The sequence below is a fragment of the Streptomyces melanogenes genome, from assembly GCF_014649795.1.
GTDB classification, from domain to species: domain Bacteria; phylum Actinomycetota; class Actinomycetes; order Streptomycetales; family Streptomycetaceae; genus Streptomyces; species Streptomyces noboritoensis.
This window is the reverse complement of sequence record NZ_BMTS01000002.1, coordinates 143,220-156,857: the sequence shown is the minus strand read 5'-3', so window position 1 is coordinate 156,857 and position 13,638 is coordinate 143,220. Positions and strand designations below refer to the sequence as shown.

Below are 13,638 nucleotides of genomic sequence, written 5' to 3'. Positions count from 1 at the left end.
GCCCCCGCGTACCGGGTCGTCCTGTGCGACCTGCGCACCGACCAGGTTCTCGACGTCCTTCCTGTGACCGATGTGTCACTCGACGACTACCTCGGCAAAATCGGCTCGGCCGCCGTGACCGTGCCCCTGCCGAACGCACAGATCGCCGCCCGCGTCCGCTCCGCACTCGACCTCGGCCGTACCGCGATGTGGATCGAGCGAGGCCCTGACATCTGGTGGGGCGGTATCCCGTGGACCGCCAACCTGACGAGCGGCGCGCGGGGTGACCTCAGCCTGCGGATACAGGCGGGCGGGTGGGCGTCCTACCTCGACCACCGCGCAATCCTTCACACGCAGCAGGCCAACGCTGTTGATCAGTTCGACCTCGTGCGAGGACTGATCGACTACAGCGCCAGTCTCAGCGGCGGCGATATCGGAATCGAGTACGACGAGCAGGTTTCGGGAGTCCTGCGCGACCGGACGTACCGGCGCTATGACCAGCCACGAATCCGCGAGGTCATCGACCAACTCGCCTCGCTTGAGGACGGGTTCGAATGGAGGATCGCGAGCTACCGCGACACGGGCAGCGGCCGACGCGTCAAGGGCTTGCAGCTCGGGACTCCCGTGATCCGTACCGGCGAGTCCGAGATCGTCCTCGACCACCCCGGGCCGGTCCTCTCCTACGACTGGCCCATCGACGCGACCGTGCGCGCCAACGTCTGGCAGTCCCGCGGCGCGTCCGACAACAAGAATCAGGCCGCCGAGTCCCTGCCCCTGATGAGCGAGCTACTCGTCGACGACGAGCAGCTCGCCGCCGGATGGCCGCGCCTCGACGGAACCTCGGATTACACGACCGTGACCGACCCGGGCACCCTCGCCGCGCACGCCCGCGCCGACCTCGCCGCCGCCCTCACACCGCGGCCGATTCCCGAACTCACCATCGCTCTCGATCGCGTCGCCCTGTCGCCCGCGCTGCTCGGCTCGACCGTCCGCGTACGTATCCGGGATCTGTGGTGGGCCGAGGGCCTCGACCAGCGATACCGCGTCGTCGGCCTCGCCATCAGTCCACCCCTGCGCGGCCGGCCCGAGACCGCAAAGCTCTACTTGGAGGCCGCCTAGTGGCAGCGATCCCGCTCGACCTGCTCGACCGCATCCGCGAACTCGAACGCAAGGTGCGCGAACTGACCGGCCGCGCCAACATGCGCCCCGCCCTCAACGAGATCACGAACGGCCCGGTCAAGATCGCCGAGGGCGGATCACTCGAAGTGCGGGCCCCGGACGGTACCGGCATCTTTGCCGTGGGGCGTCACTGGGATGGCGCCTACGGGGTGGGAATGCAGCGGTCCGACGGCACCCTCGCACTGAGCATCGGCGGCAGCGGCGAGGGCTCCAACATGGTCCGCACGTTCTCACGCTCGGGCCAACCGATCTTGATGGATGACTACTACAACCGCGAGTTTCTCGGCCGCCCGTGGATGCCGATCCAACTGTTCCCGACCAAGCAGCAGGGGACGGAGGGCACCAGCTACCAGTACGGATGGGTGGGCGGCGCCGCCGCTCACAACGCCGTCGCCATCATCACGATTTCGAGCATCTCCGCCCCCGGGGGCGGGCAGGTCCGCGTGAACATGCTTCCCCCGAGCGGGGGCGAGGTCGCGGTCGCCGAGTACGACGTGCCCGCGAACACGTGGGTGAACAAGACGATCGTGCAGCCGCTCAACGGTGTCGGGTTCCTCGACTACGTCGGATGGAACATCCAGCACCGCGTCAAGACAGCAGGGTCCGGCATCGAGACCCGCGTGTTCAACGCGTACACCCGCAACACCTTCGAGGCCGACGAGTCCCCCACCCCGCCGCCGGCCGCCGCTGCCGCGGCCAAGGGGGCGACGTTCCTCGGCGCGCCCGTCGGACCGCCTCCCGAGATGCCCCCGCCGGCTCCTCCCGAGCAGGGACTGCACACCATCGACGACTAAGGAGGCTCCGCCCTGCTGCCCCCGTCCATACCCACGGTGACCGTGAGAGCACGGTTCCTCGCCCCCGACGGCACGCCGCTGTCGGGGGCACTCGTGTTCCGGGCCCCCGCGACCCTCACCTTTCCGCAGGCCGACGTCATCCTCGGCGGCCCCGTAAGCACTCCGCTCGACGCGCAGGGCTCGATCGAGGTCACCCTGCCCGCCACCGACGCCCCCGACATGGAACCGAACGGGTGGGCGTACATCGTGACCGAGCAGCTCTCGGGAATCCCCATCGGCCGCTCGTACAACATCCTGCTACCGCGCGCGCAGCCCGAGGTCGACCTCGCCGACATCGCCCCCACCGACCCGACGAAACCGAACTACGTCGGGGTACCGGGACCCCGTGGCGACACAGGCCCGACCGGCGCCCCCGGGTCGCGGATCTACAGCGGCGCCGCCGCGCCCGCGGCCGGCCTCGGCGTCGACGGCGACCTATACGTGCGCTACGAATCCTCGACCGTGCTCGGCGTCACCTCGACGACCGTCTCGACATGGCAGCGCAGCGCCGGAACATGGGCGCAGCTCGGCGGCGACATCCGCGGCGCAGCTTGGTACGTCAACACGGCGAGCACGCCGAGCACCGGCACCCGACCGGGCGACATGCTGCTGCGCACCGATACCGGCGACCTCTGGCAGCGCGGCGCGTCCGGGTGGGGTTCCGCGGTCGGCAATCTCCGCGGACCCAAGGGAGACACCGGAGCGACCGGGCAGACCGGCGCCCCCGGGCCCGGCGGCGTCGTGCAGTCCGTGAACGGCAAGAGCGCCGCCGCCGTGACCCTGTCCGCGGCCGACGTCGGCGCCCTCGCAACCTCCGCGGCCGGCGCCCCGTCCGGCGTCGCCACGCTCGGCGCCGACGGCAAGGTGCCCGCGGCGCAGCTCCCCACTACTGGGGGCGGGGGCGCCGTCGATTCCGTCAACTCGAAAACCGGCGTCGTCGTACTCTCCGCGGCAGACGTCGGCGCGCTCGACCAGACCGCGGCCGACGCCCGGTACGCGCAGACCTCGGCCGCCGTCCTGCTCGCCGGAACGCAGACGATCAGCGGCGGTAAGACGTTCAGCGCCATTCCCTCGACCACCGCCGCGCCGACCACCGCGAACCACCTCACGAGGAAGAGTTACGTCGACGCGCTCGGGGGCGGCGAGTGGCTCCCGTCCGATCACGGTCTGCTCACGTGGGCATTCGACCCCGCCCTCGGCCAGTCGACCGCCCTCTACCCCGGCAGCGGCCCCATTCGGGTAACCGCCGTCATCCTGCGCGTCCCGGTCACCGTGACCCGCATCGTGTGGTTCGCCACCGGATACGCGGGCGGACTCACCACCGGCTCATGGGCCGCGATCTACGACTCGGCCGGTACCCGCGTGGCCGCAACCGGCGACATGTCCACCGCCACCTACGAACCGGCCGAGGTCCACACGGCCGGCGGGGCGACGATCAGCTCGCCCCTGACCGCGTCCTACGCAGCGCCCGCCGGCGTCTACTACGTCGCCTCGCGCTGGCAGTACAACACCGGCACCGGCGACGGCCCGATGCTCCTCGCCGCCGAGAGCGGCGCGGGCGCCCCGCCCAACGTGTTCGGGCAGACCCCCGTGCGCCGCTTCGGCGTCTACACCGCCGGCGCCGCCACCGCGCCCGCAACGATCACCGTCGCCTCGATGGAGAACGGCGCCAACCGCTTCTGGTGCGCCCTCGCTTAACTCCCCTTCCTCGTAAGCCCCGTGCCTCTGGCCGGGGCTCTTTTCATGTCTGGAGACACCCCACATGGCACAGCCCCTGTCCCCCGATCGACTCGTCGAGGCCCTGCGCACCGAGGGCGTACGCGTCGTCGAGTACGGCTCGTGGCGCACCCACAACCGCAACCACAAGGGAGCCTTCGGCCCGATCAACGGCGTGATGATCCACCACACCGTGAGCAGCGGCACCGACGCCTCAGTACGCCTCTGCTACGACGGATACGCGGAACTCCCCGGGCCGCTCTGTCACGGCGTGATCGCGAAGGACGGCACGGTCTACCTGATCTCGGCCGGCCGCGCGAACCATGCCGGCGGGGGCGACGCACGCGTGCTCGACGCCGTGATCGCCGAGGGCGACCTGCCCGCGACCACCAAGCACGAGGGCTCGCCCGGCGCCGTCGACGGAAACGCAAGGTACTACGGGTTCGAGTGCGTGAACCTGGGCGACGGCGCCGACCCGTGGCCGGCCGAGCAGCTCGACGCGATCGAGCGCACCTCGGCGGCGATCTGCCGTGTCTACGGGTGGTCGGCCGCATCCGTGATCGGCCACAAGGAGTGGTCGGATTGGAAGAGCGACCCGCGCGGCTGGTCCATGGACGACATGCGCGAGCGGATCGACAACCGCCTCGGCCGCACGCCCGAGCAGCCCAAGCCCACCCCGCCCCCGGCCACGCAGTACGCCCCGTTTCCTGGTGTCGGCTGGTTCAAGGCGAACCCACGCTCGCCGCTCATCACCGCCATGGGACGGCGCCTCGTCGCCGTCGGGTGCAGCCGCTACTCGCAGGGACCGGGCCCTCAGTGGACCGAGTCCGACCGCCAGTCGTACGCCGCATGGCAGCGCCACCTCGGCTACTCCGGCGACGACGCCGACGGATGGCCCGGCCCGTCCTCGTGGGCCGCGCTCAAGGTCCCCAAGGTCTGACCCCCTGCCCCCTGGCCCGCCCGCGACCGCGGGCGGGCCGTCCCCGCCCTGTGGAAAGGCATCACCCATGACTGACGCAACCCGTCGCACCGTACGCACCGTCGTGCAGACCGTGCTCGCCCTCGCCGCCGGACTCCCCCTGATCATCGACGCCGCAGGCATTCCCCAGACCGCCGCCGGCGTCGGCCTGACCCTCGCTGTCGCAGGTGGAGTAACCCGCGTCATGGCGCTGCCCGTGGTCGAGGCCCTGCTGCCCGCGTGGCTGCGCGCCGCCCCGAGCGCCGACGCCGAGCTGCTCGCCCTAGGCCGCCGGCCGGACGGTCGCCCGTGACCGACCCCTCTCCGTCCGACGTCGCCCTCGAACTCGAAAGGCTGCGAGGAGTCGTCGAGGCAGGGTTCGCCCGCCTCGACGGGCAGCTCGCTCTCGTCGTACAGCGGGGCGACCAAGTCGACCGGCAGCTCGCCGACCACGAGGCACGCCTCGACGCCCTCGAAAAGACCCGGTGGCCGCTCCCGAGCGTCCTCGCCCTGGTCGCCGTAATCGGCCTCGCCCTCACCCTCTGGCAGACCGCCGCCCGCTGAACACTGCGCGCCCCCGCCCCGGCCTCGTGCCGGTGGCGGGGGCGCCCTTTTTTGTTTTGGAGACAGGCGAGGGGGCCCTCGACGGTGCACTCGTCGAGGGCCCCCTGCCTGGGGTCACCGTGCGGGTGATCTACGCGACCGCGTGCACGGGATGTGCTCCCCTTCCACCGCCGCCCGCCCCCGCGTGGGAGGCACTATCCGGGCGGGCGGCGTGGTCTGTCTTGGATGGCCTCGCGTGGCGCCTGCGCGGTGTCGGTGACGCCTCGACGTCCGGGGGCACCTGCGCCTCGACGAGCACGAGAACGGGCTCTTTCCAGCAGTAGCAGCGGTATTTTCTTCCGGGGCGATCCGGCGCCGGCGTCACTGCACGGCGAGCGCTCGGCAGCGAGGCCCACACAGCAGTAAGGACGAGCAGACCGAGACTGACGGCGATCGAGACCACGCCGACGACAACGGGTTCGAACCTCATTCGGCCGCCTCGCTCAATGCCTCGCGGCGGCACACGAACAGACCGAGCAGCTCGGCGAGTTCGAGTACGAGACTGACAGCGTCGGACTCGGGCACCTCGCAGAGCGGGATGTTCTGACCGTTGACCAGCCACACGGCGTGCTCGCCGTCGGCCTCGCCGGGCCTGAATACGGCGCCGATGTTCTCTTCGATCTTCACGCCGCCCCCTTGTAGTCGATGGTGAAGCTAAGGCGCTTCGTACCGGCGCCGTTGGCGCTGACGTCCCATCGGTCTGCGAGCCGCGACAGGAGGAACAGGCCGCGTCCGTGCTCTGATCGCCACGGTGGCGCGGTGCGGGGCGGACGGGGTAGCCACTCGGGACGGTCGTCGTTCACCCAGACAGTGACCCCGGATGAGCCCAGGGACACATCAACCGTGATCAGGGCGGTACGCGTGTGGTGGTAGGCGTTCGTGACCACCTCGGACACGCACAGTCGGAGCTGTTCGGCGATGTCCTCGTGCCCGAAGGTGGCCAGCAGCAGCACAAGCCAGTCTCGAATGATCTTGGGTGTGGTCGCGGCGCGCGGCGCCGTCATGCGGTAACTCACGCCCAGCTCAGGGGGCGGCGCAGGCGGTAATGCAGTCATGGTCATTTCGTCGTCTCCCAACGCGGTCCAGACTCGCGCTCGCCATGCGTGGCATCGGCCGCTCCCCGGGGCAGGGCACACCAACGGCGGCCCCCGCGGCTGCACTTCGGGCTTACTGACGTGGCGCGGTACTGCTCGGACTGTAGGGGTCAAACATGCCCCGGGGCAACCATGCGCCCCCCTCTTGGGCAGATTGGGTAGACCCATGGCACCGTTACCCGGCAGACTCATGGGACCGACAGGGGAAGGGACTATGCCACCGAGGGACAACCCGACGGCGCGGCAGCAGCGGCTCGGAACGGAGCTGCGCAGGCTGCGCGAACTTGCGGGCCGGACTGCTCGCGAGGCGGCCGGCCTTCTGTCGATCGACCAAGCCAAGATTTCGCACATGGAAGCGGGCCGCATCGGAGTCAGCACCGATCGAATCCGACGCATGTGCACCTTCTACCAGTGCGACAACATGCCGCTAGTTGACGCCCTTTGCGAAATAGCGCTTGAGCACCGCGGGCAATTCTGGTTCGACGAATTCCGAGGAAAACTCGATCCGAACTGGCTGAACGTTGCCGAGCTAGAGTTTCACGCGAAGGCAATGCGCTCCTCTCAGAGCTTTACCTTTCCGGGCCCCTTCCAGACCGAGAACTACGCACGGGCCCTGTTCGGCGGAGTGATGCCCAAGCTCCCGGCGGATGAGATCGAGGCCCGAGTCGAGCACCGCCTCAGGCGGTTTTCGATCTTCGAGCGTGAGACACCCCCGCAGTACACTGCGATCATCCACGAGGCAGCACTGCGGATGCGGTTCGGGGGCCGCACCGTGGTACGCGAACAACTTCAACACCTGATCAAGGTCTCAGAACGGCCGAGCATCGAAATTCGGGTCATTCCGTTCACGAGCGAGGACTTTATCGAGGTGACGCAGCCCGTCCTTTACGCCTACGGCCCGGTTTCAGAACTGGACACGGTGCAGATCGACAGCGCCTCGGGCGGTCGATTCTTGGACGCGGAAGCCGAGTTGAAGAAATATCGAACCCTGCTCGACATCGCCGAGAAAGCAGCACTCACCCCGGACGAGTCGAGACAGATCATCCACCACATCGCAAGGGAACTGTGAGTAACGGGCATGAGCGCATCTCCCATCAATTGGAAAAAGTCTTCGTTCTCCGGGGGCGAGGGTGAGAACTGCCTCGAACTCGGCACGGCCGACGGCATGATCAAGATGCGCGAGAGCGATGACCCCGACGTGGTCATCACCACGAGCCGAGAAAAGCTCGCGGCGTTCCTCCGCGGCGCCAAGGCAGGAGAGTTCGACTACCTGCTGAGCTGAGCCTCGCCCCCTCCTGTAGCAACGGTGCCCCTCGACCCATCGGGTCGGGGGGCATCTGCATATGCCAATCGTCAAGTTTGCCCCGTAGCACACTTGCCGCTCATCACCTGTAGCAGTACGGTCGCTCTGCGCTGCAATGGTCGATCGCCCGCAATGTGCGATGTCGATTGCTGCGCAATTCTTCCCATTCGCAAGCCTGTTGGGAGGAACCCCCGAGGGTTGAACCCCTGCCAACGGCATCACGTCACCACGCGGCAGGGGCCAAAGTTGACACCATACCGGAGGGCTCAGGCATGGGCGCGGCAAGCAGTCTTATCGGCGTCAACGGGGCAACGTTGTCCGCGTTGCCCGAGGTCACCCGCAGGACCGGATATCTGTACGAGGCGGTTCGGCGCGACTCGACGCTCGCGCGCCGCGCGACCCCACTCCGCCCGCCGTCCATACTCCCCACCGCTCGCGCCGCGGTACGCCTGCTCCGGGTGGACGTGCGCGGCGCGCACTCGGCCGGCATGACCCCGCGGGAGATCAGTCGCGCCGTCGAGTGGACCGAATCCGGATGGCTCCAGGCGCTCGGGCTGCTCACTGCGGGCGAACCGTGCGGCCTCACCGTCGTACTTGGAAGCGGCGCAGTCATCGAGTGGTCGGTACGCCCCGCACGACTCCTCGCGCTCGAAGCGTTGAACACCCGTATCGCGCTTGACTGCCCTCGCCAGGGGGCCACCGCATGAGTAGCCCGAATCTTCGTGGTGCCCCGGTGCCTGGTGTCGCACGCGATCGAGCGTTTCTGAGGTCGCGTCAGTCGAGCCGTGCAGCCCGTGACTTTATGCGTGAGACCGCAACCACGTGGGCGGTACAGCCGGCGCGCGTCGACGACATGGTGCTCTGCGCAAGCGAGCTAGCGACCAATGCAGTCAGGCACGGCGTGCCCTGCGGGCGCCTCTTCCTCGTCCGGCTGCTGGCGTTCGAGGACACGGTGCGGATTGAAGTGCACGACAGCGGACCGAATTGGCGAGAGCCGCCGAGCACCACGATTGCGGCCGACGCGACCGCCGGCCGCGGCCTGTCCATCGTCGGCGCCCTGTCAGACGAGTGGGGCGTGCTGCCACGAAACCCCGGAAAGATCGTTTGGGCCGAGTTCCGCGGACGCCAGCAGCCGCGAACCCCCGCGAGCCTCGGGAGCATTCCGCAGACTGAGCAGTTCAACCGCAGCTAGTTCGACGGGACTTGAGCATATGAGCACCACAATCATCACGGAACACCCCGGCTGGCACGAGACCCCCACGGGCGAACCGGTACGCATCGTCGAGCACCAGGGCGCCGCATGGCTCGCCCACTGGGAGACCGAGCGCGAGCACCTGCTGCTGCGCGCGCTCGACCGCACCGAGGGCGAGCAGCCCCCCGTCGCCTACACGTCCGCCGTTGACCTCCCGACGGCCGACGAGGGCGTGCTGCTCCTCGACGAGTTGGTGTCCCTCGGCACGGTGGCGCGGCTCACCAACCCCTCTCTGTGGGACGCGATCACGACCGCGCTCCTCCGCCAGGTGGTGACCGCCGCGCAGGCGCGAAAGCGCCACCGTGCCTACTACTCCGCGTACGGCTACACGTTCGACACCCCGGCGGGCCCCCTGCCCCTGGTACCGGCCCCGGAAATCGTCCTCGAACTCACCGACGACGAGTTCGCCCAAGTAGGTGCCCGGTTCAACGCCAAGGGCCTACGCGCCGCCGCAACCGCCTACCTCGACCACGGCGCCCACTGGACCACCCTCGACCCCGAAAGCCTCATCAAGGAACTCGTACAGGTGCCGTTCATCGGCCCGTGGACCGCCGCAGCAGCAGCGGCCGACTTCACCGGGGACCACTCCGTCTACCCGCACGCCGACCTAGCCGTGCGCACCTGGGCCGGCCGCGCCGCCCCTGGCCTCACCCTGCCGAGCGCCGAGCGCGAGTTCGAGGCCCTTTGGCGCCGCTGGGCGCCCGCCCGCACCAACCTGCACGCCCTGACCCTGTTCACTCTCACTTGGGGGAGCCATGCCCGTATTACCCGCACAGGAGGAACACCGCACCACCCCTGACCTGATCGCCGGCGCCGACCCGAACCGCGTCATCGACGCACTGTTCGTGAACGCCCCGCTCCGCGACTACGGCCTGCGCCCGCGCACCAACGACTACACCCTGCCCGTGCTCGGCATGGCCTACATCGCCACCTACGCCCGCGACGTCGCCGGTCTGAACGTCGCGGTCCTCGACGCCGAGGCACACGGCCTCGGCATCGACGAAACCGCCCGCATCATCAACCGCGCCCGCCCCCGATGGGTCGGCATGAACCTGCTCGCTCCGACCTACGAAATGAGCGCCCGGATCGCCGAGCAGCTCGACCGCGACATCATGCTCATGGTCGGTGGCCACCACGCCCGCGCCATGCCGACCCGCATCCTCCGCGACCCCCGCATGTCCCGCCTGCAAGCCCTCGTCATCGGCGAGGGCGAGAACCGCGTCGCGGCCCTGCTCACCGATCACCACCGCCGCGCCGACCTGCCCCAAGTGTGGTGGCGCGACCCCCTGCTCGACACGATCAACTACGGCAAGTGCGCGCCGGCCGACCATCACGCATGGTTGACCCCGCCCATCGACGAGATCCCGTTCGTTGACCGGATCTTCCTACCGCAAGACCCGTACACCGCATCGGACGGCCGCAAGAAGTGCAACATCTGCGGCAGCCGCGGCTGCTACTACGAGTGCACGTTCTGCGGCGCCGCCAACAGCATGAACCCCGACATCAAAATCAGGGTCCGTGACCCCGAGAACATCATCGCCGAGCTTGACCAGCTCCACAGCGACTACGGCGCGACCTCGTTCCGCTTCGTTGACGACCTCTTCCTCGGCGCCGAAGTCATCATCCGGCCGCAGATGAAAGCATTCGAGAACCACGGCATCGGCGACCGGTACGTGTGGGACGCAACCGGCCGCATCAACATCATCGACAAGGCCGACGACGCCCTGCTCGACCAGCTCGCCGACTGCGGGCTGCGCGAGGTCGCCCTCGGCATCGAATCCGGCAGCGACCGCGTACTGCAACAGATGGACAAGCGCATCACAGCCGCGATGACCGAGCGCGCCGCCGAACGGATGCTCGCCCGCGGCATCAACGTGAAGGGGTATTTCATCATGGGCTACCCCGGCGAACAGCCCGAAGACCTCGACGCAACCATGCGGCACATCCACAACCTGTGGAAGATCGCCGACCGCTCCCCCGGCACCTTCCGAGCCTCAGCCTTCGAGTTCCGCCCCTACCCCGGTACCCCCGTCTGGCAGCCCCTCGTCGACGCCGGCCACGACCCCGAGAAGATGCTCGCGTACGCCGACGTCGACCTCACCGAGAACGGCGCCAACGAGTCGATGCGGCAACGCGACGAGTTCAATTTCTCCGTCGGCATCCAGTTCGGCGGCACCCCCCTGCCCGAGCTGCGCGACCGCCTCGCCGAGGTCACCCGCGAGCAGTACGAACGCAACCTCGCCGGAGCGACCTCATGACCGACCCCGGCCTGTTCATCAGCCTCGACGGCCCCGGCGCCGTCGGGAAGTCCACCACCCTAGAAGAACTCGACCGCCTGTTACGCAACGAGGGCCGCCTCGTCTACCGCACGTGCGAGCCCACGCAGAGCGCTCTCGGGCAGTTCACCCGCGCGAGCGCCGCGTTCCTCCGCGGGCACGCCCTTGCCTGCCTCGTCGCCGCCAACCGGTACGAACACGTCGAGGTCGAACTGCGCCCGATGCGCGACGCCGGATTCACGGTCATATCCGACCGGTACCTCGCCTCGTCGCTCGTGCTGCAACGTCTCGACGGCGTCGCCGAGCAGTACCTGCTCGACCTGAACCGCGAAATCATGCTGCCCGACCTCGCCGTGATCCTCACCGCCGACCCGGCCGTGATCGCCGCCCGCCTCGCCGCCCGCGGCGTACGCCACCGCTTCCACCACGACCCCGACGCCCCGAGCCGCGAACTCGACCTCTACGCCGAGGCAGCACAGACCCTCATGGGCATGGGCGTACAGGTACTCGTACTCGACTCCACCACCATCGCCCCAAAGGACGTAGCGCGCCGAATCGCCGACGCGCTGCCCCCGTCCGGCGGTACCGTCGCACCCGTCCCACACGACGACGACCCCACGGTGACCCCATGAGCCCCACACCCGCAGCCCCCGTCATCGACACGCACGTGATCCTGCGCGACGGCGACATGATCCTGCTCTCGCAGCGCGGAGGACCGTACGGCTACGGCCGGTGGCACGCCCCCTCCGGCAAGCTCGACCAGGGCGAGCCGCTCACCGTCGGCGCCGCCCGCGAGCTGCGCGAAGAAACCGGGATCGACGTCGACCCCGGGCACCTGCGGCTCGTGCACACCGTGCACCACAAGCAGAGCGAGCAGGTCGAGCGGATCGGGCTGTTCTTCCTCGCGACCGAGTGGGCCGGCGAACCGGTCAACCGCGAGCCCGAGAAGTGCCTCGCACTGACGTGGTTCCCCGTCGACGCCCTACCCGAGGACATCATCGAGTACCCCGCCGCGGGCCTGTACGGCTACCTCAAGGGCGCCGAGGCACTGACCGAACACGGATGGGCGTAGGACCCCAGCAGCCCCACACGCCGCCCGCCAGCAGCCCCCACCGGGGGCACTGGCGGGCGGCGTCATGTTCGGCGCAACCTGCCGATACAGCGAACGGGCCGAGCCCCGATCCGAGGCGCCGCAGGGGGGAACGCGTTGCGTACGGCGTAGTCAATGGTTACCTTCATGACGCTGTACCTGACGCACGAGCGCGGCTACTCGGCCTCGTACGCGGGTCTGGTCGTCTCCCTCCACGGCCTGGGCGGCGTGGTCTCCTCGCTCGGCGCGGGCGTCCTGACCGACCGGCTCGGCCGCCGCCCCACGATGATGATCGCCCAGACGGCGACGGCCTTCTCGGTGGCGCTGCTCGGCTTCATGACCGACCCGGCGGCGATCGTCGCCGTGGCGTTCCTGGTCGGCATGGCCTCCAACGCCTCGCGCCCGGCCGTCCAGGCGATGATGGCGGACATCGTGAAGCCCGAGGACCGGATGCGGGCGTTCTCGCTCAACTACTGGGCGATCAACCTCGGGTTCGCGGTCTCCTCGGCGGGCGCGGGCTTCATCGCGCAGCACAGCTATCTGGCGGGCTTCCTCGGGGAGGCCGCGCTGACGCTGACGTGTGCGGTCCTCGTCTTCTTGAAGCTGCCGGAGTCCCGTCCGGACGCTCCGCTCAAGGGGAGTCGCGAGCGGGGGGCCGAGCCGGAGGTCGGGCTCGGGACGGTGTTCCGCGACGGCCGCTTCATGGGCGTGGTCGGCCTGTCCTTCCTCATCTCCCTGATCTTCCAGCAGGGTTACGTGGGGCTGCCGGTCGCCATGGGCGCGGACGGCTTCTCCAGCGCGGACTTCGGCTTGGCGATCGCGGTCAACGGCGTGCTGATCGTCGCCGTCCAGATCCCGGTCACGCGGGCGATCGAGCACCGCGATCCGCGGCGGCTGCTGATCGTGTCGTCGCTGCTGGCGGGGTACGGGTTCGGGCTCACGGCGTTCGCCGGGTCGGTCGCGGTGTACGCGCTGACGATCTGCGTCTGGACGCTGGCCGAGATCGTCAACTCGCCCACGCAGACGGGACTCGTGGTGCGCCTGTCGCCCGTGCACGGACGGGGCCGCTACCAGGGTGTGTACACGATGTCCTGGTCGGTGGCGGCCCTGGTGGCCCCCCTGATGTCGGGCTTCGTGGTCGACCACTTCGGGGCGGACTGGTTGTGGGGGGCGTGTGCGGTGCTGGGGTCTGTGGCGGCGGGGGGTTACTGGCTGCTGATGCGGGGGCTGGGGAACGAGGCGGATGTGGTGGCGGGGGGCGGGGTACGGGAACGCCGGGAGAACGTGGCGGCGTAGTGGCTCCGGCCTTTTTGGCCCCTCCCCGCCCCTTCCCTAAACCCTCCGGGGGTGGGTGG

The 13,638-nt window shown here is 69.2% G+C and carries 16 protein-coding genes and 1 pseudogene; 15 read left to right on the top strand and 2 right to left on the bottom strand.

Features of this window, described 5'->3' with window-relative positions:
- Nucleotides 1-63: 63 nt before the first annotated feature.
- The 6 genes from IE252_RS04655 to IE252_RS04630 all read left to right on the top strand — a co-directional run bounded on the left by IE252_RS04655 (nt 64) and on the right by IE252_RS04630 (nt 5,229).
- Nucleotides 64-1,098, top strand: a complete 1,035-nt coding sequence (locus tag IE252_RS04655; RefSeq protein ID WP_229848004.1) for a hypothetical protein — start codon at nt 64-66, stop codon at nt 1,096-1,098.
- Entirely contained in the window at nt 1,098-1,952 is an 855-nt protein-coding gene (locus IE252_RS04650; protein WP_190087996.1) for a hypothetical protein, read from the top strand. The genes IE252_RS04655 and IE252_RS04650 overlap by 1 nt, the downstream gene beginning before the upstream one ends.
- A 42-nt stretch (nt 1,953-1,994) precedes the next feature.
- The gene (locus IE252_RS04645; protein WP_229848003.1) at nt 1,995-3,689 is read left to right on the top strand and encodes a hypothetical protein; all 1,695 of its coding nucleotides are present in this window, start codon (nt 1,995-1,997) and stop codon (nt 3,687-3,689) included.
- 64 nt (nt 3,690-3,753) lie between these two features.
- Nucleotides 3,754-4,647 carry a peptidoglycan-binding protein gene (locus tag IE252_RS04640; RefSeq protein ID WP_190087995.1) on the top strand — a complete coding sequence of 298 codons (894 nt, stop codon included), beginning with the start codon at nt 3,754-3,756 and terminating at the stop codon, nt 4,645-4,647.
- Nucleotides 4,648-4,714: 67 nt separating this feature from the next.
- Nucleotides 4,715-4,978 (top strand): hypothetical protein, encoded by a 264-nt coding sequence (locus IE252_RS04635; protein ID WP_190087994.1) that lies wholly within the window; start codon nt 4,715-4,717, stop codon nt 4,976-4,978.
- On the top strand, nt 4,975-5,229 hold the full coding sequence (locus IE252_RS04630; protein WP_190087993.1) for a hypothetical protein: 255 nt from the start codon (nt 4,975-4,977) through the stop codon (nt 5,227-5,229). Before IE252_RS04635 ends, IE252_RS04630 begins: the two co-directional genes overlap by 4 nt.
- 465 nt (nt 5,230-5,694) lie before the next feature.
- Here IE252_RS04630 and IE252_RS04625 read toward each other — a convergent pair whose 3' ends face one another.
- Both IE252_RS04625 and IE252_RS04620 read right to left on the bottom strand, forming a co-directional pair.
- Entirely contained in the window at nt 5,695-5,895 is a 201-nt protein-coding gene (locus tag IE252_RS04625; protein ID WP_190087992.1) for a hypothetical protein, read from the bottom strand.
- Nucleotides 5,892-6,329, bottom strand: a complete 438-nt coding sequence (locus IE252_RS04620; protein WP_190087991.1) for an ATP-binding protein — start codon at nt 6,327-6,329, stop codon at nt 5,892-5,894. Before IE252_RS04620 ends, IE252_RS04625 begins: the two co-directional genes overlap by 4 nt.
- A gap of 247 nt (nt 6,330-6,576) precedes the next feature.
- On the opposite strand from IE252_RS04620, the gene IE252_RS04615 reads away from it, so the two are divergent.
- The 9 genes and pseudogenes from IE252_RS04615 to IE252_RS04575 form a co-directional block, all read left to right on the top strand.
- A complete protein-coding gene (locus IE252_RS04615) occupies nt 6,577-7,431 on the top strand; it encodes a helix-turn-helix domain-containing protein (RefSeq protein ID WP_190087990.1) in 855 nt (284 codons plus the stop codon).
- Between the two features lie 9 nt (nt 7,432-7,440).
- Nucleotides 7,441-7,644 (top strand): DUF397 domain-containing protein, encoded by a 204-nt coding sequence (locus IE252_RS04610; protein ID WP_190087989.1) that lies wholly within the window; start codon nt 7,441-7,443, stop codon nt 7,642-7,644.
- A 344-nt stretch (nt 7,645-7,988) separates the two neighbouring features.
- Nucleotides 7,989-8,372: a hypothetical protein gene (locus tag IE252_RS04605; protein WP_190087988.1), complete on the top strand. Its 384-nt coding sequence runs from the start codon at nt 7,989-7,991 to the stop codon at nt 8,370-8,372.
- A complete protein-coding gene (locus IE252_RS04600) occupies nt 8,369-8,857 on the top strand; it encodes an ATP-binding protein (protein WP_190087987.1) in 489 nt (162 codons plus the stop codon). Before IE252_RS04605 ends, IE252_RS04600 begins: the two co-directional genes overlap by 4 nt.
- A gap of 19 nt (nt 8,858-8,876) precedes the next feature.
- Nucleotides 8,877-9,716, top strand: a complete 840-nt coding sequence (locus IE252_RS04595; protein ID WP_190087986.1) for a DNA glycosylase family protein — start codon at nt 8,877-8,879, stop codon at nt 9,714-9,716.
- Nucleotides 9,673-11,175, top strand: a complete 1,503-nt coding sequence (locus IE252_RS04590; protein WP_190087985.1) for a B12-binding domain-containing radical SAM protein — start codon at nt 9,673-9,675, stop codon at nt 11,173-11,175. The genes IE252_RS04595 and IE252_RS04590 overlap by 44 nt, the downstream gene beginning before the upstream one ends.
- Nucleotides 11,172-11,825, top strand: coding sequence for a dTMP kinase (locus tag IE252_RS04585; protein ID WP_190087984.1), 654 nt, complete (start codon nt 11,172-11,174; stop codon nt 11,823-11,825). The genes IE252_RS04590 and IE252_RS04585 overlap by 4 nt, the downstream gene beginning before the upstream one ends.
- Nucleotides 11,822-12,265, top strand: a complete 444-nt coding sequence (locus tag IE252_RS04580; protein ID WP_190087983.1) for an NUDIX hydrolase — start codon at nt 11,822-11,824, stop codon at nt 12,263-12,265. Before IE252_RS04585 ends, IE252_RS04580 begins: the two co-directional genes overlap by 4 nt.
- Nucleotides 12,266-12,418: 153 nt before the next feature.
- A pseudogene (locus IE252_RS04575) lies at nt 12,419-13,579 on the top strand (MDR family MFS transporter); the annotation flags it as partial.
- Nucleotides 13,580-13,638 lie beyond the last annotated feature (59 nt).